The following is a 21,230-nucleotide window of genomic DNA, read 5'->3' as shown; positions in this document are numbered from 1 at the left end:
CCGAGCGACACCACGCACGCGACCACGGCGGTGATAGTTCACCCCGACCGCTCCAGCGCGGCGCGGTCCCACCCGGCGGTCTCGGCGGCGGCCTCGTAGGTCGCCTGCAGGAAGTGCAGCAGCACCGCGTCCGGGTCGGCCGCGGTGCGCACCGCCGTGTAGGGCAGAACGAACTCTCCCAGCTCGTCGTCCCACCGGGCCCGCTCGGGCCCTGGGGACCGGTCGCGATATCCGTTCGGCTCGGGGTAGGCGTAGGCATAGAAGATCCCCTCGCCCTCGGCGCCCGGCCAGTAGCCGGCGCTGCTCACCTCGTGGGAGTAGGCCTCGTGCATCACGTGCGGCCCGCAGTTCGGGACACCCCCGGGGTGGGGAGGCGCTGACCGTCCCGAGAAGCGGGTAGTGGCCAGGTCGAGAGCTCCCCAGAACAGATGGGTGGGACTGGACTTGCCGACGAACCTAGCCGCGAAGATGTCCACGACCCGCTCGACCTGCACCAGGGTGCGCCACCAGTCCGTGACCGCTGCCGCGTCATAGGAGTCGTGTGTGTCGTCGTCGGGGAAGGGTATGGCGTCGGGCAGCTCGACGGGAACCGGCCAGATCTGCGTCGCCAGGCCCAGCGAGTCGAGCTGCTCGCAGAACTCCGCATAGAAGTCCCGCACCGACCGGGGCTCCAGCTGCATGCTGCTCCGGTCGCCGTCCGTCGTGGAGATGTCCAGGCGGTGCTCCAGCAGGTCGAGGTCGATGGAGAACATCGCACCGCGCTCCCCCGGGATCAGCGAGGTGGTCAGCCCGGTCGATGTCAGATAGAGCGGTGAGTTCCACCAGTGGTTGAGCAGGGGTGCGCGGGCGATGCGGACCTTGCCCACGATCTGCAACCACAGCATCAGCGTGTCCCGGGTGGGGGCCCAGCTCTCGACGGGCAGTTCGGGCCATCCGGCGCTCTTGGTCACGATGGTCTCCTCGGGTCTTGCGTCGGACCACTGTAGCGAGACGCCGCACCCCTGCCCAGGGGCCGATCAGCCGGCGGTCGGCGCGACGTGGGCCTCGAGCGACTCGTCCACATCTCCGGTGATGCCCCGGCGCACCGCCGAGCGTCCCAGCGTGAAGACATAGACGAGGAAGAGCAACAGGGCCAGCACGCCGATCCCGACGCGCGCCCAGGTCGGCAGGGGCGACGGTGTCACGAAGGCCTCGATGAGACCTGAGATCAGCAGCACCACGACCAGTCCGAGCGAGACGCCGGCCGCGGTCCGGCCCTCATGGGCCAGCGACGACAGACGGGTGCGCGGCCCCGGCGCCACCCAGGACCAGAACAACCGGAGCCCGACTCCGGCCGCGACGAAGATGGCGGTCAGCTCCAGCAGCCCGTGTGGGCTGAGCATCCCCCAGAAGACGTCGGCGCGGCCGTGCTGGTGCATCAGCGAGCCGATCACCGCGACATTGCTGATGTTCTGCCACAACACATAGATCACGGGCAGCCCGAGCACCCCAAAGACGATGCACTGGGCGGCCACCCAGGCGTTGTTGATCCACACCAGTGTCGCGAAGCTGCTCGCCGCGTGCTCGGAGTAGTAGGACTCGAAGTCGGTCTGCACGAGCTGCTGGACCTCCACCGAGGACAGCAGGGTGTTCTCCACGACCGGGTGGTGATAGAGCCACACCCCGAGCGCGAGCCCCACCACCACATTGGCCAGCGCGGTGAGGATCCACCACCACCGCAGCCGATAGAGGGCCGCCGGGAAGTCCTCGACGAAGAACCGGCCGACCATGTCCCAGGAGAAGGTGCGCGTTCCGGCGGACCGCAGCCGGGCACCGGCGAGCAGCCCGGACAGGTGGGTGACCAGCGAGGGATCCGGGGCTGCCGAACGCACGGTCGACAGGTCCGTCGCCACCCGCTGATAGCCGTCGAGCAGCTCATCGGCCTGGGCACCGTCGAGGTGACGCTGCCGGGAGAGCACGCGCAGCCGCTCCCACCCCAGGCGGCGTCGGGCCACCAGTGCATCCAGGTCCATGGAGCCAGAATAGGCTGAACCCACTATGGCGACGCGGGGCATCTTCGACAGCGAGGGCTTCGTCACGTCCGAAGCGGTCGAGATCGACCTGCCCGCCGCGAGCCTGCCACTGCGGATGGCCTCCGGCGCGATCGACCTCGCCGTGGTGGTGGCCGTGCTGGTGCTGGCGCTGTGGATCGCCCCGTGGAACCTGATCGGTGGCGACTTCGCCCTGCTGCAGGCGATGGTCATCCTGCTCCTCGTCGGCTCGCTGGTGGCCGTGCCCGTCGCCAGTGAGACGTTCAGCAAGGGGCGGACCCTGGGCAAGCTCGTCTTCGGCCTGCGCACGGTGCGCGACGACACCGGACCCATCGGCTTCCGGCACGCCCTCATCCGGGCCCTGACGGCCTGGTTCGAGGTGTGGCTGACGGTCGGCTCGCTCGCGGTCCTCATCGCGGCCACCAACGAGAAGGCCAAACGGCTCGGGGACTTCCTGGCCGGCACCTATGTGGTCCGGGAGCGAGTGCGCCTCACCCTGCCCGAGCCGCCGGCGATGCCGGCCGAGCTGGCGCCGTGGGCCATCGGCGCCGACATCGGTGTCCTGCCCGACGCCCTGGCGGTGGCGGTCCGCCAGTTCCTGTCCCGCAGCCGCGAGCTGACGCCGACCAGTCGGGCGGTCACCGGGTCCTCCCTGTTCGCGGACCTGATGCCCTATGTCTCACCACCTCCCCCTCCGCAGGCCCACCCCGAGGCGGTCATGGCGGCGGTGATGGCCGAGCGCCGACGCCGCGACATGATCCGGCTCGAGCGCAACGACCAACTGCGCGCCCGCGTGCTCGGCCCCGACCCGCTGGGTCGCTGACCAGGCGTGCCCCACCTGACCGGATCGACGTATCCACCGCAGACATGACGGTGGCGCAGGTGCCTCGCACCCACGCCACCGTCACCTCACACTGCGGTCAGCCGGTGTAGTCGAGCGCGGCGATCTGCTCCTCGACCTCCTTGGAGACCGCGCCGGTGCCACCGAGGATGACGACCTCCGCCGCCTCTAGCCGCTCCAGCTCCGCCAGGGTGACCGCCGGGATCTGGCCCGGCTTGACCAGCAGGACCGGCGCCTCCACGTGCCCGGCGCGGGCCGCACCGGCCAATGCGTCGGGGAAGTCGAGTCCGGTGGCCACGAAGGCCACCGAGACGCCCGCGTCGTAGTCGGTCGAGATCGCGGCTGCCGTGGCGTACCGGTCAACGCCGGCCTGGCGGCTCACCGCGCCGTAGTCGGCCAGCTCTATGGCCACGTCCGCCGAGATGGCAGTGGTGCCGCCGAGCAAGACCACGCGGGTCGGGTCGAGACGGTCCAAAGCAGCCCGGGTGGCCGCCGGGACACGGTCGGTCTGCACCAGCAGGACCGGTGCCTCGGTGGCCCCGGCGCGCGCGGCACCGGCCAGAGCGTCCGGGAAGTCCGCACCCGTGGCGACATAGACCATGTCGACACCCGCGTCATACGCCTGCGAGATCGTCGCCGCAGTCGCATAACGGTCGGTGCCTGACACTCGCGTCACCGCACCATCGGTGAAGTCCCGCAACTGGCTGGCCACCTTCCCGTCCACGACGCTCGTGCCGCCCAGGACGATGATCTCGCCCGCATCCAACCGGTTGAGCTCGAGCTGGGTGGCCGCCGGGATCGACCCCGGCCGGACGAGGAGCAGGGGCGCACCCTCGGCCCCGGCGAGCGCTGCCCCGGCGAGCGCGTCGGGATAGTCCCGGCCGGTGGCGATGTAGACGCGGTCCACGCCCGGCTCGTACTCGGCCGAGATCCGTGCGGCGGTCGCGTACCGGTCCGTCCCGACATACCGGGTGACCTCCGGTGAGCTCGGCGGGGACACGGCGCTGCCGATGGTGAACGGCTCACTGGTGAAGGTCTCGGTGTGGGCCGGGTTCGCGGGGTCACCGAGCGCCTTCAGCACACTCATCTCCAGGAGGTACTTGCCGTCCGCGACAGCCTCGCCCTGGAACGTGCCGTCCCAGACGAACGCGCTGAAGTCACCCTGGGCCGCCGAGCGCGGCAGATAGTCCTGCGTGGAGACCACCCCGACCTCGGCGCCCTGCGAGCCATCGTCGTTGACCTCGTATGCCGTGAGCGTCACCGAGCGCGCCTGGTGCTCCAGGTGCGCCAGGACCGTTGGGACGTCGCCGTCCACGAGGGTGTAGACCGGCTCGTCGCCGGCACCGGTGTCGGCGAAGGTGTCCCAGACTCCGTTCCAGGCACACTCATCGCCGATCAGCCGGTCACACGCGGTGAGCTGACCGAGCACCGGGAGGGCACCGGAGGTGCCGGGAGTGAGCACCTCCAGGCTCTGGTAGTCACCGGAGAAGCCGGCATACGGCACCCGCAGCGGGTCGCCCTCGCCTGGCGTGAAGGTGATCCACCCGCTGTACATCCGCTGCGAACTCGCCGGCGGCGTGATGGTCAGCTCGACCACCGCGGTCTCGCCGGCACCGACGGTCACCTCGGTCGGACCCGTCATGGAAGCCGGGTCGTAGTAGTAGGACGGCACGTCGGTCGGCGGTCCGACCGCGATGGTCTCGGCGTTGTTGGCGATGTCGTAGGTCGCCGGAGCGTCGGCGGTGTTGGTCACCGACAGCGACACCGTCTGCGGACCCGCCTCGCCCTCACCCAGGGCGAGCTTGCCCGGGGTGATCGAGGTCGTGGCCAGGATCGCGTCGTCCACGTCGAGCATGCCGGCGCCCTGGCGGAAGGCGCCCTCGAGCAGGCCCGTCGCGACGTTGAGCGACCACAGGGCCGGGTCGGCGCTGTTCTGCAGGACGTCCCGGACCTGTGCGGCGCTGAGGTCTGGGTGCTCCTGCAGCAGCAGGGCGACCGCGCCGGCGACGTGCGGGGAGGCCATCGAGGTGCCCGAGATGGTGGCATAGCCGCCGTTCTCCAGCGGCCACGCCGACCGGATGTTGCCACCCGGCGCACCGATGTCCGGCTTGAGACCGAGCTCGGCGGTCATCCCGTAGGAGCTGAAGCTCGAGATCAGGCCACCCGTGGGCGAGGGGATGGTGGTCTCCTGGTCGGTCCAGGTCAGCGTCGTCTCACCGGCCACGACGCGGCCGTCGATCAGCACACCGTCGGCCTGCTGGATAAAGATGACGGGGATGGTGATCGGTGGGTCGGCCGGCGTCGGCGGCTCGACGGTGGGGTTGATCAGGCCGGCAACGTTGTTGTAGATGATCACGGCCTCGGCGCCAGCCTCCTGACCCTGGAGGGCCTTGTTGTAGAACGAGGCGTCGCAGGCAGGGTGGTCGGGGTGCGCCCCGCGCTCGACGAGGACCGTGGTGCCTGTGAGGTCGGCGGTGATGGGCACGCAGGCTCGGGCCTCGGCGCTACCCGGGTCCCCCAGCCTGGAGAGCACCGTGGTGCCCTCGGTCGGGGTCGGGGCCGCACCGGTGGCATTGACATAGCCGATCTCGGCGTCATCGGGACTGATGGTCACCGCGTTGACGACGATCTGAGTGTTGTCGTAGGACGCCACGCCGATGACCTTGTCGCCGACCCCGGGTGCACCCGCGGAGTAGAGACCCTCGGCGCCACTGTTGCCGATCGAGGCGACCACGACGACCCCGGCGTCGACGAGCGCGTCGGCGGCGACGGCGGTGGGGTACTGCTTCCAGGTCACGAACGCCGAGCCGATGGACATGTTGACCACGTCCATGCCGTCCTCGTAGGACTGCTCCATCGCGGCCAGCATGATCTCGGCCGTCGTGGAGCCGGCGCAGCCGAAGACGCGGTAGGCGCCGATCGCTGCGTCGGGAGCGACACCGACCACACCATCGGCGTCCGGGTCACCATTGCCGGCCGCGATGCCGGCCACGTGGGTGCCGTGCCCGTTGCAGTCGTCGGGGTTGCCGTCCGGGACCGGGGTCGGGCTGTAGGCCGCGGACCCGGGGTCGGCGTTGTAGTCGTCGCCGACCAGGTCGATGCCGTACTGGATCTGCGCGGTGCGCCACTGGCTGTGCTGCCCGTCGGTCGGGGTCCCGCCACCGCCGAAGTCGGGGTGGTCCACATCGACTCCGGTGTCGATGATGGCGATCTTCAGACCTTCACCGGTGATGCCCATCGCGTGCGCCTCATCGACGCCGGTCATGCCGATCGCCGAGCCCATCATCGGCTGCATCGAGCCCGTCTGGTCCTCCGGCAGGTCGACGGTGTAGATCGGGAAGATCGCCTCCACCTGGCTGGTGGCCGCCAGCACGGACAGGTCCGCCTCCGTGGCCGAGAGCGCCAGGCCGTTCCAGACGGACTGATAGCTGGTGGAGACCTCTAGGTCCGCGCCCTGCTCCGCCACCTCGGCGAGGAAGGCCTCCTGCTCGGCAGCGACCGTGGCCGCCGAGCCACCGGCGACCACCGGCGGTGCGCTGAGCTGCACGAAGTAGCCGGACGGCACACGCGGCGAGCCGGAGAGCACCCCCTCGTCATAGACCGTGTCCGCGGGCGAGGCGAGCACCCCGTAGTCCGAGGCATCTCCCAGATCGGCGTGCTCCGGGGGTGTGTCAGCGGCGGCGACGCCGCTGAGGGCTGCGGCGACCAGCGCGGCGGAAGCCACGGCGCTGGTGCCGGCCCTTCGGATGGTCAGTGGACGGCTGGATCTCACGCGCATGGGTGGCACTCCCGTAGGGCCGATAGGTGTGTGATCCACCACACAGTAACGTCGATCAGGCCCACTGACCAGAGTCGCTCGCTGACATCTTGCCCATCAGCCGTCGTAGAACGGCTTGATCTGGTTCTCGATGATGTCCAGGCGCTGGTCGAAGGGCAGGAAGGCCGACTTCATCGCATTGACCGTCACGCGCCGCAGGTGGCGCAGGTCCCAGCCGGCCTCCGCGACGAGCAGCTCCATCTCCCGAGACATCGAGGTGCCGCTCATCAGCCGGTTGTCGGTGTTGAGCGTCACCCGGAAGCGCAGCCGGTCCAGCAACGTGATCGGGTGCGCCGCGATCGTGGGTGACGCGCCGGTCTGCAGGTTGCTCGAGGGGCACATCTCCAGCGGGATGCGTCGATCCCGCACGTATGCCGCCAGCCGGCCGAGCTGCACCGAGGCCAGCTGCTCCTCGGTCCACTCCGCATAGGGCACCTGGTCGTCCAGCTCGGCGACGGGCACCCCGTCGATCGTGAGGTCGTCGACGAGGCGCACACCGTGGCCGAGTCGCTCGGCACCGCACCACTGGATCGCCTCCCAGATCGAGGGCAGCCCGAAGGCCTCACCGGCGTGGATCGTGAAGTGGAAGTTCTCCCGGCGCAGATACTCGAAGGCGTCCAGGTGGCGGGTCGGCGGGAACCCCGCCTCGGCACCGGCGATGTCAAAACCGGCGACCCCGGCGTCTCGGTGGCGCACCGCCAGCTCGGCGATCTCCCGGGACTTGGCGGCGTGCCGCATCGCGGTGACCAGGGTGTCGACCCGGATGGGCCGGCCGGCCTCGGCAGCCAGCGCCTCGCCCTCGCGGATGCCCTCCTCAACGGCCTCCACCACCTCGTCCAGGCTCAGCCCCTGGGAGAGGTGCTGCTCAGGGGCATAGCGCGACTCGGCATACACCACGCCGTCGGCAGCCAGGTCCTCGACGCACTCCCGCGCCACGCGGCGCAGTCCCTCGGCGGTCTGCATCACGGCGATGGTGTGGTCGAAGGTCTCCAGATAGCGCACCAGCGACCCGGAGTCGGCGCTGGCCCGGAACCACTCAGCCAGCCCATCGACGTCGTCGGCCGGCAGCTCGTGGCCGATCTGGGCGGACAGCTCCAGCACGGTCGCGGGGCGCAGCCCGCCGTCCAGGTGGTCGTGCAGCAGGGCCTTGGGAGCGACCCGGATGGTCTCGTGGTCCACTGTCTGGTCCTGGGTCTCAGGCACGGTGTGCCCCTTCCTCGGAGAAGGCTGGCACGCAGACAGCGACATAGTCGGCGCCCTCGGGACCGGCCTCATAGCGCACCCGCTCCCCCGCCCGGGTCAGGACGCCGCGTCCGGCCCCAACCGTCTCGGTGCCCGCCTCCGTGTGCACGAGCAGCTCTCCCGCCAGGACATAGGTGACCTCGTCGAAGTCCGGGCGCTGGGTGGGCTCGTCCCACCCCGCGGGTGCGCTCATCCGCGCGACGGAGTAGTTGTTGTGCCCGGTGGCGACGCGACCGGCTAACTCCTCGATCACCTTCCCCCCGGGGACGGGGATGCGGACGGGTTCCAGGTGCTGTGCCATGACAGCGATCTTAGGTGCCCCGCTGACCCGCCGGGCTAGACTCAACGGGTGAGCACAGACATCGACGTCCCTGTGACGACACCGGCCGGGACCCCTGTCCGCGCCCGCGAGATCCTCGGTGTCTCGCAGGTGACCAACAAGGCCCTGACCTCGTGGCTGCACGGCCTGCCCGGAGTGGACCAGGTCGGCGCCGAGGCCCGTGCCGCCTCCCTCGGCACCCGCTCGATCAAGACCACGTCCAAGGCGTGGGCGATCGACACGGCGATCTCCATGATCGACCTCACCACCCTCGAGGGTGCCGACACCCCGGGGCGGGTGCGAGGTCTGGCCACCAGGGCGCTGACTCCCGACCCCAGCGACCTGAGCACCCCGCGGCCCGCTGCGGTCTGTGTCTATGGCGACATGGTCGGTCATGCCAGGGACGTCCTCGGTGACAGCGGCGTCAAGGTGGCCGCCGTCGCTACCGCCTTCCCCAGCGGACGTGCGAGCATGCGGGTCAAGCTGGCCGACGTCGCGGACGCCGTGAGCGCCGGAGCCGACGAGATCGACATGGTGATCGACCGCGGGGCCTTCCTGTCCGGCGACTACCTGACCGTCTTCGACCAGATCGTCGCCGTCAAGGAGGCCTGCGGTGACGCCCGCCTGAAGGTGATCATGGAGACCGGCGAGCTGGTCACCTATGACAACGTGCGCCGCGCGTCCTACCTGTCGATGCTGGCCGGCGGTGACTTCATCAAGACCTCGACCGGCAAGGTGAGCCCTGCGGCGACCCTGCCGGTGACGGTGATCATGCTGCAGGCGGTGCGTGACTGGCGCGAGCAGACCGGTCAGATGGTCGGGGTGAAGCCGGCTGGCGGGATCCGCACCAGCAAGGACGCCATCAAGTTCCTGGTCAGCGTGCACGAGGTCGCCGGAGAGGACTGGCTGACCAACGAGTGGTTCCGGTTCGGCGCCTCCAGCCTGCTCAACGACCTGATCCTGCAGCGGCAGAAGATGGCCACCGGCGCCTACTCCGGTTCCGACTACATCGCCGACGACTCCCCCAGCCTCTACTAGCTCCCACAGGGGCTCCGCCCCCGCGGCCCCCCAAAAACCCAAGGCCCCTCAGACCCGAACTGCCCAGACGCGAGGACGAGAGATATGCCCACCTTCGAGTACGCACCGGCGCCGGAGTCCCCCTCCGTCGTCGACCTCAAGAGCTCCTACGGGCTGTTCATCGACGGCGAGTTCGTCGACTCCCGCGGCGGCACCCCGTTCAAGACGATCAGTCCGGCCACCGAGGAGGTCCTCGCGGAGGTCTCCGAGGCGAGTGCCGACGACGTGGACCGGGCCGTCGCCGCCGCGCGCACGGCATACCGCTCCTGGTCCCGCCTGTCCGGTGCCGACCGCGGCAAGTTCCTGTTCCGGATCGCGCGCATAATGCAGGAGCGGGCCCGCGAGTTCGCGGTGCTGGAGTCCCTCGACAACGGCAAGCCGATCAAGGAGTCGCGCGACGTCGACGTGCCGATCGCTGCGGCGCACTTCTTCTACCACGCGGGCTGGGCCGACAAGCTGGCCTACGCCTCCCTCGGGGACAACCCCCGGCCGCACGGGGTGGTCGGGCAGGTCATCCCCTGGAACTTCCCGCTGCTGATGCTGGCCTGGAAGATCGCCCCGGCCCTGGCCACCGGCAACACCGTGGTGCTCAAGCCGGCCGAGACCACGCCGCTGACCGCGCTGCTGTTCGCGGAGGTCTGCCAGCAGGCCGACCTGCCCCCCGGCGTGGTCAACATCATCACCGGTGCGGGTGAGACCGGGCGCGCGCTGATCGCTCACGAGGGCGTCGACAAGGTGGCCTTCACCGGCTCCACCGCTGTCGGCAAGGCCATCGCGCGCACGATCGCCGGCACCCGCAAGAAGGCCACGCTGGAGCTCGGTGGCAAGGCCGCCAACATCGTCTTCGACGACGCCCCGCTCGACCAGGCCGTCGAGGGCATCGTCACCGGCATCTTCTTCAACCAGGGCCACGTCTGCTGCGCCGGGTCGCGCCTGCTGGTGCAGGAGTCGATCGCCGAGGAGGTCGAGGCCAAGCTCAAGGCGCGCCTGGCCACCCTGCGGGTCGGTGACCCGTTGGACAAGAACACCGACATCGGTGCCATCAACTCCCGCGAGCAGCTGGACCGCATCACCGAGCTCGCTGCCGTGGGCGAGGCCGAGGGTGCCACCCGGTGGGCACCGGAGTGCGAGCTGCCGGCCAACGGCTTCTGGTTCCGCCCCACGATTTTCACCGGCGTCAGCCAGACCCACCGCATCGCCCAGGAGGAGATCTTCGGCCCGGTGCTGTCCGTGCTGACCTTCCGCACCCCGGGCGAGGCGGTCTCCAAGGCCAACAACACGCCCTACGGCCTGTCGGCAGGCATCTGGACCGAGAAGGGCAGCCGGATCCTATGGATGGCCGACCAGCTCAAGGCTGGTGTGGTCTGGGCCAACACCTTCAACAAGTTCGACCCCACCAGCCCGTTCGGGGGCTACAAGGAGTCCGGCTACGGCCGGGAGGGTGGCCGCCACGGACTGTCCGCCTATGTCACGACGGGAGCGTCCCAGTGAGCACTTCGACGCGCAAGCCGGCCGCCAGGTCCACCGCCTCCTCGCGGGTGGACGTCCGCAAGACCTACAAGCTCTATATCGGCGGCAAGTTCCCCCGCAGCGAGTCGGGCCGTTCCTATGAGGTCTTCTCCTCCGGCCGGTCGCCGAAGTTCCTGGCCAACGCCGCTCAGGGGTCGCGCAAGGATGCCCGCGACGCGGTGGTCGCCGCCCGCAAGGCGGTCTCCGGCTGGGCCGGTGCCACGGCCTACAACCGCGGCCAGGTCCTCTATCGCGTCGCCGAGGTGATGGAGTCGCGCCGCTCGCAGTTCGTCGCCGAGGTGCAGGCCGCCGAAGGGCTGACGGCGGCCCGCGCCGAGGCCAACGTCTCGGCTGCCATCGACCGATGGGTCTGGTATGCCGGGTGGTCCGACAAGTTCGCGCAGATCCTGGGCGGTACCAACCCGGTCGCCGGACCGTTCTTCAACATCTCCGCTCCCGAGCCGACCGGCGTCGTGGCGGCGCTGGCACCGCAGGGCTCGTCGCTGCTCGGGCTGGTCTCGGTCGTGGCGCCGATCATCGTCTCGGGCAACACGGCTGTGGTCCTGGCCTCCCAGGGCCGGCCGGTGCCGGCGATCACCCTGGCCGAGGCCCTGGCCACCTCGGACGTGCCCGGTGGCGCGGTCAACCTGATCACCGGCATCACCTCAGAGGTCGCCCCGTGGCTGGCCTCGCACCGCGACGTCAACGCGATCGACCTGACCGGTGCCGCGGACGCCCCCGATGTGGTGTGGGGCGACCTGGAGGCGGCCGCGGCAGAGAACCTCAAGCGGGTGCTGCGACCGGCCGGCTCCGGCGTCATGGCCATCGAGCCGGACTTCGCGGTCGAGCCCGGGCTGTCCCGGATCGAGGCCTTCCTGGAGACCAAGACCGTCTGGCACCCCAAGGGCATCTGAGGCGAGGTCTGCCCAGGTGACGCGCTTCGCGGTCGATGCCCCGACGACGCTCCGGCTCGTCCAGGAGGGGATCGACCCCGGCGAGCACCAGCTCGTCGGGACGGCGAGCCTGCGCTCCGAGGTCCTCTCGCTCCTCTATCGGGAACAACGAGAGCCCGACCTGGGGGCTGCCGAGCGCAACGCGCTGCTCGATCGCCTGGCGGGGCTGCGGATGCGGTTGCTGGGTGACCGCGTCTCACGTCGTGAGGCGTGGCGGATCGCCAGCGAGCTGCAGCTGGACGACACGCGACCGGCGGAGCTGATCGCCGTGGCGCGCCTGCAGGCGGACGTGCTCGTCACCGACGACGAGGCGCTGCGCTCGCTGGCCAACGGCCTGATCGAGGTCGTCGGTTGGCGCGACTTCGTGGCCGCACTGTCCTGAGGAGGGTCGACCGTGCACGTGACTCTCCAGTTCCACCCCGACTGGCCCCACCGTGACGAGATGGTCATCGAGTCGATCGTCCGTGACGGCGTCTATCTGAGCCAGTTCGAGACCGGCACCTCCAACGGAGGGCTGACGGCTCATCAGGGTGGCAACCGCTGGCGGTGGGAGAGTCGCCTCTTCGGTGGGCGCTATGACCGGAGCGGCCCTCGGGAGCGGCCGGTCTATGGCGCTCTGAACTTCGACGACGGGCCGTATGGCGCCTCCGTCAGGTTCGGGTCGGCGCACCTGCGACTGCGTCCTGATGTCAACGCCCGCAGCACCTTTTGTTATCCGGACTCGGTGTTCGAACCCGACGCGGTGCGCGGCTTCCAGGAGGTCGAGGAACTGGTCGACCAGGCCCGAACCGGTGAGCATGACCTGCTGGACCGCTACGTCGAGGCTCACGTGCACGGCGGCGTCTCCATCAGCCGAGACGTCGAGGCCGTCGTCCTCGATCCCTGCTTTCGGGGGACGACGGTCGAGGAGGCCGCGCAGTCGCTGGGATGCCCGGTGGAGTGGCATCCCGGCTTTGAGGTCGCGTCCTCCTCCCTCGACCCGGACTACCGCGGACCTCAGTTCGTCGCTCTCGCACGCGCTCTCGGCCGGGTGGTCACGCCCGACCTCATCGGGGAGGTCGCCCGGTCCCGGCAGTACGACCCCCAGGCTCTGAAGCGCGTCTGGCACTACCTGGCCCGGTTCGGCCAGCAGACCCTTGACGATCCCTGAGCCGAAGGGCATCGGCTGGCACACCTCGGCGTGGACCCTACGCCGGCTGCAGCCGGCCGTCGACCATCTCCGTCACGCGGTCCACGTGGGTCAGGATGTCGTGGTCGTGGGTGACCATGACCACGGCTACCCCGTGTTCTCGTGCCTGGGCGGCGAGGAGAGCGACGATGTCGTGACTGCGCTGCCGGTCCAGCGCGGCGGTGGGCTCGTCCACGAGGAGGAGGCCGGGTGCGTTGGCAAGGGCTCGGGCGATCCCCACGCGCTGCCGCTCGCCGCCGGAGAGCTGTCCGGGGCGGTGCGTGGCGCGGTGATCCATGCCGACCGCTTCCAGCAGGGGCAGGGGGTCGGAGCCGCGCGGCTCGCCACGACGGCGGCCCAGTCGGTGGGCCAGTCGCAGCTGGTCGGCGGCGGTCAGCGCGGGGATGAGGTTGCCGGCCTGGAAGACAAAGCCCAGGTGCTGGCGTCGGAACCGTGCCAGCTGCCCCTGACCTCGACGACGCAGGGACGCGAGGTCCTGCCCGAGCACCTCGACGTGACCGGAGGTCGGCGCTGCGAGCGCGCCCGCCACGGCCAGCAGGGACGACTTCCCGGCGCCCGAGGGGCCGATGACAGCGACGAACTCCCCGGTGGCGACCTCGAGGCTGACCCCGTCGAGGGCGCGGATCTTGCCGTCCCCGTCGCCGACCTCCAGAGTGACGTCGGCCAGGACGAGGGCGGGGGCAGCCGGTCCGGTCGCGTCGGGCGGGGTCGGGTGCGTGCCCGCACGGGTGTTCATCGGGCTCCTCCCAGGGCGGCCAGCGGCTCGATGCGGGTCACCCGCAGCACGGCGACGGTCGCGCCGACCAGGCCGAGCAGGACCATCACTGCGCTCGCAGTGGCGATCGGGCCGGCCTCCAGCGAGAACGGCATGCCGGCCGGCATCAGGCTCCCCAGGGCGATCCCGACCACCAGCCCACCGAGGGTGAAGGTCACCAGCAGGATGGCGGCCTGGGCCAGGGCGTCGCCGAGCAGATAACGCACGGAGGCCCCCATGGCACGCAGGACGGCCAGCTCGTGGCCTCGTTGGATCGTCCACACCGTGAAGAAGGCACCCACCACCAAGGCACCGATGGCATAGAGGAACCACTGAATCATGTCCAGGGTGAGCGTCTCCGCCTGGTAGCCCGGGGAGGCATTGAACGCCTCCTCAAGCATCATCGTGGTCGTGGCAGCATCCGCGTCCCCAGCGGCGAGGACGTCAGCCTTGCCCGCCGCCAGGTCCGTGCCCTCCACCGCGCGCAGGGCGACGACGGATGCGGCATCGAAGTCGAGGGCCGCGACCTCCTCGGAGGTGGGAGCACCGTCAGGTGCCTCACCAGCCGCGATGAGCTGCCAAGTGCCGAGCGGCAGATAGGCGACGTCCACGTGGCCGAAGGTGGCCTGTCCCTCGGTGAAACCGACTACCTCCAGCTCCGTGCCGATGCGGTCGAGCGTGATGACGGTGCCGAGCTCGATCCCGTCCTCCCGGGCGGTGTCCGAGACGACGATCCCCGCCGGGTCGCCGAACTCCTGGCCGGCACTGATCGCGGGGGCCAGGAAGGAGTGTGGCGCCACCCCGAAGAGCGTCAGGTCGATCTGATCGCCGTCGCCGGTCACCGCGTTGACGATGGAGACACCCATGGGCTCGGCGGCCTCGACCTGCGAATGATGTCCCCAGGTGGCGACCTGCTCTGCGTCGACGACGGACCTGGAGAAGGCGTTGTCCTGCTTGGTGCCCTCGTCGAAGGCGAACGCGGTGACCGGCATCGCCTTCAGGCCGGAGACCCCGTCGTTGACCAGGCCGGCGGACAGCCCGGAGAGCATCACCATGAGGACGGCCATGAGGGAGATGACCAGGCCCATCAGGCCGAACCGGCCGCGGGCGAACCGCAGCTCGCGTAGCGCTAGAAACATGAGAACTCTTGTCGTGGCAGCCGCCGCGCACGTTCGGACCCGCTGGTGCGGACCGAACGTTTAACGACAACGTGTCGGGAAGATGTTGACATCGTGCCACAGGCTCGACCGGAGGACGAAATCCGTTGTTCACGGGCTCCCTGTGGCCAGCTGGGCTGTCCCACCGAGCTCGCGCACCAACGGCCCGAGGATCAGCGACACGTGCCCGATGACCATGTCAACGTCGACACCTGACTCCAGGATGCGCGTCGCCCCATGCACGACGGCGCTGACGAGTGCGGCGACGTCCTCGGGCGACTCCACCTCCAAGGAAGCAAGGACCTGGATCAACGGCTCCTGGATCTCCCGGTGCATGCGCGTGGCCTGCTCGTCGAGCTCCTCGTCCGGGGCAAGGGCGGCCAGGGCACTGCCGATGGCGTGGGTTCCCTCGGCCACCAGCTGCAGGTTGGCGACCGCGTAGGCAAGCACACGGTCGGCGTCGGTGGGTGCGGCGGCCATCGCGCTGGTGACACGTTCGGTCCACCGCGGATAGACGTCGCGCACCATCGCACGCAGGAGGTCGGCCTTGGAGCCGAAGTACTGGTAGATGCTGGTGCGCGCCAGGCCGGCACGGGCGGCCACCTGCGGCAGACCGGGAGCCTCACCGGACTCCAGCAACAGCTCGTGCGCCGCGTCAAGCAATGCCCTCTCCCGCGCAGCACGATGCTGGACGAGAGTCGGTGCACTGATCTTCGGCATGGCGCATCACCCTACGCCGGGGCACGCTCGACGGGCACTCTCCCCGCTGCGATCGGCGCAAGTTGGGCTCGGAGCCAACGGGCGAACAGCCGCACGTGAGATCCAGACCCCAGCTGGGCCTTCGCGTGCATGCGCCCTACGGGCGCGAGGAGTCGGTCCGGGCCCTGGCCTGGCTGAGCCCGGCGGAACGTCGCACTTCCTGACGTCGGGCACCGGTGTGGAGGAGCGTGTGGTCAGCGTCCGCGGTTGCGCGGGTGCTGGCGGGCCTGGCGCTCGTTGCCCCGCCGGTAGTTGCCGGTCAGCCTCGCCATCAGCTCCTGCGGATCCTCGTTCCTGACGTCCTCGAGGAAGGCGGCTGCACGTCTCCCTCGAAGGGTCGTCGCCGGCCGACCGTGGTGGGTCACGACGACATCCTCGCCCCGCACCGCGTAGTCGAATCCGTCAGGGTTGGCCACGGGGCAGAGGCTAGCGGGACGTCGCGAGCGCGGCCACCGAATTGCCGCCCAACCCCGGCCCATGCCCGGATAACCACTTGCCCCCGGCCCACCCAGCGCCTTACGGTCCATGCCATGTGGATTTCCTGAAGTTGCCCCGCCGCGCCATCTCGCCCTCGCGCTGACGGCTGCGGTCTCCGCTTCCCACAGGAGTCCCATGACCCAACCCTCACCCCTGCTCACTTCTGCCGCCTCCGGCGCTGATCACCTGCGCCTGGACGGCATCTCGCGGTCCTTCCCCGACCGTCGTGTGCTGACCGACGTCTCGTGCACGGTGGCCTCCGGTGAGATCGCCGCCCTGATCGGCGAGAACGGCTCGGGCAAGTCGACCCTGCTGCGCATTGCAGCCGGCCTCGACGAGCCCGACGCCGGCTCGGTCAGCGCCCCCGGCACGGTCGGCCTGTTCCACCAGGAACCACCGTTTCGCCTCAGCTTGACGATCGCGCAGGTGCTGGAGGATGCCACCGGGCCGGTGCGCGAGCTCGCCCACCTCGTCGAGGTCGAGGGCCAGGCGTTGGCCGACGGCGACGCCACGGCCGCGTCGCGTCTCCAGGCCGCGATCGACGCCGCCGAGCGGCATCACGCCTGGGAACTCGACCACCGCACCGACCGCGTCCTGGCCGGGCTCGACCTGGCCGCCCTACCCCGCGACCGTCCAGCTGGCGAGCTCTCCGGCGGTCAGGTCTCGCGCCTCTCCCTCGCCTGGCTCCTGCTCCGCTCGCCCGACACGCTGCTGCTGGACGAGCCCACCAACCACCTCGACGACGCGGCGACCCAGACCCTCGTCGGTCTACTGCGCGACTGGTCGGGGCCGGTGCTGCTCGCCAGCCACGACCGGGCGTTCCTGGACGAGGCCGCCACCACCCTGCTCGACCTGGACCCCGCGCCGCGCCCCTATGCCACGGTGCGACAGGACCGCGACTCCCCCGGGTCGGGGTTCGGCGTCACGAAGTTCACCGGCAGCTACACGGCATACCTCCAGGATCGGTATGCCGAGCGCGACCGTTGGGTGCGCCGCTTCCGGGACGAGCAGGCCGAGTTGGCCAGGTTGCGTGCCCGGGTCCGGGACGACCACACCGTCGGGCGCGCCGACCGGCCCCCTCGGACCGAGGGAGGAGCGGCCAAGAAGTTCTATGCCGACCGCAACGCCAAGGTGGTGGCGCGCCGGGTCAACGACGCGTCGACTGCCCTGGAGCGCCTCGAGCACGACCAGGTGCGCAAGCCGCCTGCCCGGCTGCGGTTCATCGGCCTCGGCGAGGTCGGCGCCGGCGCAGGCGCGACGGCGGCTGGTGCGACGACCGGCCCGGTGCTGACCGCGACGGGCCTGGCGGTCGCCGGGCGCCTCGCTCCCACGACGCTGAGCCTGCGCCCCCGCAGCCAACTGCTCGTCACCGGACCGAACGGCTCGGGCAAGTCGACCCTGCTCTCGGTCCTCGCCGGCGACCTGGCACCCGACCACGGGTCACTCACCTCGTCGCGGCGGCTGCGGGTCGCCCTGCTCAGTCAGGAGCCGCTCGCCCGTGACGCCGAGCAGTCGGTGCGCAGCGCCTATGAGGCAGCGGTGGGACCAGAGCGTGCCGAGCGCACGCCACTGGCGACCTTCGGGCTGATCGCAGGTCGGGACGCCGAGCGCCGCGTCGGTGCCCTCAGCGTGGGCCAGCGCCGCCGGCTCGACCTGGCGACCCTGCTGGCCGACCCGCCGGACGTCCTGGCCCTCGACGAGCCCACCAACCACCTGTCCCTGCTCCTGGTCACCGAGCTGGAGCAGTCCCTGCCCGACTACCCTGGCGCCGTCGTCGTCGCCAGCCACGACCGGTGGCTGCGCGAGCGCTGGACCGGCGAGCGCCTCCACCTGGAAGGACCGGCATGAACGTCACGATTGTCCGAGACCACGACCCCGAGGCGACCCGCCAGATCCTCGCGGTCCTGCCGGACTGGTTCGGCATCCCCGAGGCCAACGAGCACTACGTGCGCGCGGCCGCCGAGAAGGCCAGTTATCTGGCCCGCGTCGACAACACGACCGTGGGGGTCGCGCTGCTGGACCGGCACTTCCCGATGACCGGCGAGATCCACCTCATCGCGGTCACCCCGCAGGCCCACGGCAGCGGGGTCGGGTCAGCCCTGCTCGCGGCTATCGAGGCGGACCTGGTCGCCGACGGGGCGCACCTGCTCGAGGTCAAGACCGTGGGTGCTTCCTTCGCAGACGAGGGGTATGCCGCCACCCGAGCCTTCTATCAGGCTCGCGGGTTCCTGCCCCTGGAGGAGTTCGAGGGCCTGGACTGGGACGGCCCGACCCTGATCATGGTCAAGCCGCTGACCTGAGCCTGCTCAGTCGGCGGCCACCCGGTCGATCAGCAGCGGCGACGGGGAGTATGCCGACACCTCGGTGATCTCCCAGGCCCCCGCGAGCGCCTCGGTCGCCCGGGCGAACCGCTCGGGGGTGTCGGTGTGCAGGGTCAGCAGCGGCTGGCCCGCGCGCACCGTGTCTCCCGGTCGCGCGTGCCACTCGACACCCGCTCCGGCCTGCACCGGGTCCTCCTTGCGGGCCCGGCCAGCGCCCAGCCGCCAGGCGGCCACCCCGACCTGGTAGGCATCCAGTCGAGTGAGCACCCCGTCGGACTCCGCCGTGATCTGCTGGGTCTCCGCGGCGCGCGGCAGCTCAGCGTCCGGGTCCCCGTCCTGGGCGGAGATCATCGCCCGCCAGGCGTCCATCGCGCGCCCGTCGGCGAGGGCATCGGCGGGGTCGATGTCGTCTCGGCCGGCACCAGCAAGCATCTCCCGGGCCAGGGCCACGGTGAGCTCGACGACGTCAGCGGGCCCCCCGCCGGCCAGGACCTCGACGCTCTCGCGCACCTCCAGCGCGTTGCCGGCGGTCAGCCCGAGCGGGATCGACATGTCCGTCAACAGAGCCACCGTGCGGACCCCGGCGTCGGTGCCGAGCGCGACCATGGTGCGCGCCAGCTCGGTTGCCTGCTCACGGTCCTTCATGAACGCACCGGAGCCGACCTTGACGTCCAGGACGAGCGCCCCGGTGCCCTCCGCGATCTTCTTGCTCATGATCGACGAGGCGATCAACGGGATCGCCTCGACCGTCCCGGTCACGTCACGCAGCGCATAGAGGCGCTTGTCGGCCGGCGCCAGTCCGGACCCGGCCGCGCAGATCACCGCTCCAACGCTCTCGAGCTGGGCGAGCATCTCCTCGTTGGACAGGTCCGCCCGCCACCCCGGGATAGCCTCCAGCTTGTCCAGGGTGCCGCCGGTGTGCCCCAGCCCCCGGCCGGACAGCTGCGGGACGGCCACGCCGCAGGCCGCGACGAGCGGAGCGAGCGGCAGGGTGATCTTGTCCCCCACACCGCCGGTGGAGTGCTTGTCCGCCGTCGGCCGGCTCAGCGAACCGAAGTCCATCCGCTCGCCCGACTCGATCATCGCGGTGGTCCAGTCGCTGATCTCGCGCCGGTCCATGCCGTTGAGCAGGATCGCCATGGCCAGCGCAGACATCTGTTCGTCGGCGATCACCCCACGGGTGTAGGCGTCGATGGTCCAGGCGATCTGCTCGCTGGACAGCCGCTGCCTGTCCCGCTTGGTCCGGATGATGTCGACGGTGTCAAAGTTCTCGCTCACGCCCCCATCCAACCGCACGGACGCCGCGCAGGACAGCGCCGACACCGCATCCCTCCTCCGGACAAATTTTTTAGTTGTGTCCACAAGTTATCGGCTAGGATGTGGCGATGAGCACCCACGGGACACCGACACCGGGAGCGACCCGCTGGCTGAGCGAGGACGAGCTCCAGGTCTGGGTCGGTCTTGTGGCTGTCCTGGAACTTCTTCCCGCGCAGCTGGACTCGCGCCTGCGACGCGTTGCCGACCTGACCTATTTCGACTATTACGTGCTCGCCAGGCTGTCCGAGGCACCCGAGCGCACACTGCCGATGAGCGCCCTGGCCACCCGCACCAACGCCACCTTGCCGCGACTGTCCCACGTCGCCCGTCGCCTCGAGGCCCGCGGGATGATCGAGCGGTCCACGGCGCACCAGGACCGACGCGTCACGATCGTGCGCCTGACCCAGGACGGCTGGGACCTCCTGGAGGCCACCGCCCCCACGCACGTCGAGCAGGTGCGTGAGCTCGTCTTCGACCGACTCAGCAGCGAGCAGGTCAGGCAGCTCGGAGCCATCACCGACACGCTGCTCACCAGCCTCGACCCGCGGGGCCTGATGAGCCTGCCCTACCGTCGACCCGGAGCTGAGCCCCAGCAGTGAGTCCACCCGCCGGGAGGTGGACGGCAGCTGACCCGAGGACACCGACCTCGGTGAGGCGGTGGTGAGCAGCACCCCGTGAGTATGCCGGGTGCCCGGGTTGTGCGATCCTGTGCCGGTGAACCTCGCCCAGGCCATGAAACAGATCGTTCCCGGTGTCCAGGACCTCAAGCGCCGCTCGCTGCGCCAGGCCGGGGGTGAGGCCACGATGTCGCCGACGCTCATCGCCCTGCGCGAGGACCGCGTGCTCGCCGTCATCACGGCACCGCGCCTGGAGGTGGTCCTGTCCTGCGCGTCGACCCTCGCGATCGGACTGGCTCCGCAGATGCTGGCGGTGGCGGCCCAGGTCACTCTCCCCGAGCGTGCTGGCAGCGAGGACCTGCCGCCCCAGGAGGCCGGCGAGGGCATCGCCTACACGACCTTCACCCGGGACCGGGAGGCCAGCCTGGCCGTCCAGCGCTATCAGGTGCAGGACGGAGAGGTGGTCTTCACCGCCCCCGAGCGTGGTCGCCCGGACGACCGGAGGCTGATGGACGAGCTGGCCAAGGCGATGGGTCACGCCCCGCTGGACCCGGCCAAGGTCGCCCGCAAGGACCCTGCTGGGCAGACCGCCGCAGACCAGGCAGGGCAGGCGCCACAGGCCCCGGTCTCCCCCGACTTCATTCCGGCGGCCGAGGGACGGATGGCGATCGACGCCGGCACCATCAAGACGACCTACGAGCGGGTCAAGGGCATCGGTGGCACCGCCCTGTTCGTCGCCGCCGACGGGACCCAGGCCACCAGGATGCTCGCCGCCGGGCTGCCTCAGGAGTGCCTGCTCACCCGCTGAGCAGGCACAACCATCCCTGTCGCCGCCTCGGTCGGCCTGACCG

20 protein-coding genes are annotated in these 21,230 nt (G+C 70.4%); 10 read left to right on the top strand and 10 right to left on the bottom strand.

The annotated features are described in order from the left end of the window. Positions 1-38: 38 nt before the first annotated feature. A complete protein-coding gene (locus FNH13_RS06225; RefSeq protein ID WP_143782664.1) occupies positions 39-950 on the bottom strand; it encodes a DUF5996 family protein in 912 nt (303 codons plus the stop codon). A 66-nt stretch (positions 951-1,016) separates the two neighbouring features. Beyond that, complete coding sequence (locus FNH13_RS06220) at positions 1,017-2,012, bottom strand: stage II sporulation protein M (protein ID WP_143782663.1); 996 nt, start codon at positions 2,010-2,012, stop codon at positions 1,017-1,019. A 25-nt stretch (positions 2,013-2,037) separates the two neighbouring features. Here FNH13_RS06220 and FNH13_RS06215 point away from each other — a divergent pair, with 25 nt between their 5' ends. Then, positions 2,038-2,853 carry an RDD family protein gene (locus FNH13_RS06215; protein ID WP_143782662.1) on the top strand — a complete coding sequence of 272 codons (816 nt, stop codon included), beginning with the start codon at positions 2,038-2,040 and terminating at the stop codon, positions 2,851-2,853. Between the two features lie 97 nt (positions 2,854-2,950). Here the strand turns inward: FNH13_RS06215 and FNH13_RS19810 are convergent, their stop codons facing one another. The 3 genes from FNH13_RS19810 to FNH13_RS06200 form a co-directional block, all read right to left on the bottom strand. Beyond that, complete coding sequence (locus FNH13_RS19810) at positions 2,951-6,649, bottom strand: S8 family serine peptidase (RefSeq protein WP_143782661.1); 3,699 nt, start codon at positions 6,647-6,649, stop codon at positions 2,951-2,953. A 96-nt stretch (positions 6,650-6,745) separates the two neighbouring features. Beyond that, a complete protein-coding gene (locus FNH13_RS06205) occupies positions 6,746-7,891 on the bottom strand; it encodes an adenosine deaminase (RefSeq protein WP_228266620.1) in 1,146 nt (381 codons plus the stop codon). Continuing rightward, complete coding sequence (locus FNH13_RS06200) at positions 7,884-8,231, bottom strand: cupin domain-containing protein (protein WP_143782659.1); 348 nt, start codon at positions 8,229-8,231, stop codon at positions 7,884-7,886. The genes FNH13_RS06205 and FNH13_RS06200 overlap by 8 nt, the downstream gene beginning before the upstream one ends. A 60-nt stretch (positions 8,232-8,291) precedes the next feature. Here FNH13_RS06200 and deoC point away from each other — a divergent pair, with 60 nt between their 5' ends. From deoC to FNH13_RS06175, 5 genes are all read left to right on the top strand, one after another. Next, the gene (gene deoC, locus FNH13_RS06195) at positions 8,292-9,287 is read left to right on the top strand and encodes a deoxyribose-phosphate aldolase (RefSeq protein ID WP_143784974.1); all 996 of its coding nucleotides are present in this window, start codon (positions 8,292-8,294) and stop codon (positions 9,285-9,287) included. An 84-nt stretch (positions 9,288-9,371) separates the two neighbouring features. Continuing rightward, the gene (locus FNH13_RS19210) at positions 9,372-10,817 is read left to right on the top strand and encodes an aldehyde dehydrogenase family protein (protein ID WP_143782658.1); all 1,446 of its coding nucleotides are present in this window, start codon (positions 9,372-9,374) and stop codon (positions 10,815-10,817) included. Next, a complete protein-coding gene (locus FNH13_RS06185; RefSeq protein ID WP_202878875.1) occupies positions 10,814-11,749 on the top strand; it encodes an aldehyde dehydrogenase family protein in 936 nt (311 codons plus the stop codon). Before FNH13_RS19210 ends, FNH13_RS06185 begins: the two co-directional genes overlap by 4 nt. Before the next feature lie 16 nt (positions 11,750-11,765). Next, positions 11,766-12,170, top strand: a complete 405-nt coding sequence (locus FNH13_RS06180; RefSeq protein ID WP_143782656.1) for a type II toxin-antitoxin system VapC family toxin — start codon at positions 11,766-11,768, stop codon at positions 12,168-12,170. A gap of 12 nt (positions 12,171-12,182) precedes the next feature. Continuing rightward, positions 12,183-12,938, top strand: coding sequence for a DUF3626 domain-containing protein (locus tag FNH13_RS06175; protein ID WP_143782655.1), 756 nt, complete (start codon positions 12,183-12,185; stop codon positions 12,936-12,938). Positions 12,939-12,975: 37 nt separating this feature from the next. On the opposite strand, the gene FNH13_RS06170 is transcribed toward FNH13_RS06175, so the two are convergent. From FNH13_RS06170 to FNH13_RS06155, 4 genes are all read right to left on the bottom strand, one after another. Then, positions 12,976-13,713: an ABC transporter ATP-binding protein gene (locus FNH13_RS06170; RefSeq protein ID WP_143782654.1), complete on the bottom strand. Its 738-nt coding sequence runs from the start codon at positions 13,711-13,713 to the stop codon at positions 12,976-12,978. Further along, entirely contained in the window at positions 13,710-14,870 is a 1,161-nt protein-coding gene (locus FNH13_RS06165) for an ABC transporter permease (RefSeq protein WP_143782653.1), read from the bottom strand. The genes FNH13_RS06170 and FNH13_RS06165 overlap by 4 nt, the downstream gene beginning before the upstream one ends. Positions 14,871-14,999: 129 nt before the next feature. Beyond that, positions 15,000-15,608: a TetR/AcrR family transcriptional regulator gene (locus FNH13_RS06160; protein WP_143782652.1), complete on the bottom strand. Its 609-nt coding sequence runs from the start codon at positions 15,606-15,608 to the stop codon at positions 15,000-15,002. A gap of 233 nt (positions 15,609-15,841) precedes the next feature. Then, positions 15,842-16,063 (bottom strand): hypothetical protein, encoded by a 222-nt coding sequence (locus FNH13_RS06155; RefSeq protein ID WP_143782651.1) that lies wholly within the window; start codon positions 16,061-16,063, stop codon positions 15,842-15,844. Between the two features lie 196 nt (positions 16,064-16,259). Between FNH13_RS06155 and FNH13_RS06150 the strand changes: the two genes are divergently transcribed. Together FNH13_RS06150 and FNH13_RS06145 are read left to right on the top strand one after the other, a co-directional pair. Next, complete coding sequence (locus FNH13_RS06150) at positions 16,260-17,972, top strand: ABC-F family ATP-binding cassette domain-containing protein (protein WP_143782650.1); 1,713 nt, start codon at positions 16,260-16,262, stop codon at positions 17,970-17,972. Then, on the top strand, positions 17,969-18,424 hold the full coding sequence (locus tag FNH13_RS06145) for a GNAT family N-acetyltransferase (RefSeq protein WP_143782649.1): 456 nt from the start codon (positions 17,969-17,971) through the stop codon (positions 18,422-18,424). The genes FNH13_RS06150 and FNH13_RS06145 overlap by 4 nt, the downstream gene beginning before the upstream one ends. Before the next feature lie 6 nt (positions 18,425-18,430). On the opposite strand, the gene FNH13_RS06140 is transcribed toward FNH13_RS06145, so the two are convergent. Next, positions 18,431-19,723 carry a thymidine phosphorylase gene (locus tag FNH13_RS06140; RefSeq protein WP_143782648.1) on the bottom strand — a complete coding sequence of 431 codons (1,293 nt, stop codon included), beginning with the start codon at positions 19,721-19,723 and terminating at the stop codon, positions 18,431-18,433. 107 nt (positions 19,724-19,830) lie between these two features. On the opposite strand from FNH13_RS06140, the gene FNH13_RS06135 reads away from it, so the two are divergent. Together FNH13_RS06135 and FNH13_RS06130 are read left to right on the top strand one after the other, a co-directional pair. Continuing rightward, a complete protein-coding gene (locus tag FNH13_RS06135; protein WP_143782647.1) occupies positions 19,831-20,361 on the top strand; it encodes a MarR family winged helix-turn-helix transcriptional regulator in 531 nt (176 codons plus the stop codon). 115 nt (positions 20,362-20,476) lie between these two features. After that, the gene (locus FNH13_RS06130) at positions 20,477-21,187 is read left to right on the top strand and encodes a hypothetical protein (RefSeq protein ID WP_143782646.1); all 711 of its coding nucleotides are present in this window, start codon (positions 20,477-20,479) and stop codon (positions 21,185-21,187) included. Positions 21,188-21,230: the final 43 nt, after the last annotated feature.

Source organism: Ornithinimicrobium ciconiae, assembly GCF_007197575.1.
GTDB lineage: Bacteria > Actinomycetota > Actinomycetes > Actinomycetales > Dermatophilaceae > Ornithinicoccus > Ornithinicoccus ciconiae.
Note: the sequence above shows the minus strand (reverse complement) of the source record. Positions and strands in the feature narration are given on the sequence as shown.

Coding starts and splice junctions, on each gene's coding strand:
- FNH13_RS06220 (WP_143782663.1), bottom strand. CDS start 2,012: ATGGACCTGGATGCACTGGTGGCCCGACGCCGCCTGGGGTGGGAGCGG.
- FNH13_RS06215 (WP_143782662.1), top strand. CDS start 2,038: ATGGCGACGCGGGGCATCTTCGACAGCGAGGGCTTCGTCACGTCCGAA.
- FNH13_RS19810 (WP_143782661.1), bottom strand. CDS start 6,649: ATGCGCGTGAGATCCAGCCGTCCACTGACCATCCGAAGGGCCGGCACC.
- FNH13_RS06200 (WP_143782659.1), bottom strand. CDS start 8,231: ATGGCACAGCACCTGGAACCCGTCCGCATCCCCGTCCCCGGGGGGAAG.
- FNH13_RS19210 (WP_143782658.1), top strand. CDS start 9,372: ATGCCCACCTTCGAGTACGCACCGGCGCCGGAGTCCCCCTCCGTCGTC.
- FNH13_RS06170 (WP_143782654.1), bottom strand. CDS start 13,713: ATGAACACCCGTGCGGGCACGCACCCGACCCCGCCCGACGCGACCGGA.
- FNH13_RS06165 (WP_143782653.1), bottom strand. CDS start 14,870: ATGTTTCTAGCGCTACGCGAGCTGCGGTTCGCCCGCGGCCGGTTCGGC.
- FNH13_RS06160 (WP_143782652.1), bottom strand. CDS start 15,608: ATGCCGAAGATCAGTGCACCGACTCTCGTCCAGCATCGTGCTGCGCGG.
- FNH13_RS06150 (WP_143782650.1), top strand. CDS start 16,260: ATGACCCAACCCTCACCCCTGCTCACTTCTGCCGCCTCCGGCGCTGAT.
- FNH13_RS06145 (WP_143782649.1), top strand. CDS start 17,969: ATGAACGTCACGATTGTCCGAGACCACGACCCCGAGGCGACCCGCCAG.
- FNH13_RS06135 (WP_143782647.1), top strand. CDS start 19,831: ATGAGCACCCACGGGACACCGACACCGGGAGCGACCCGCTGGCTGAGC.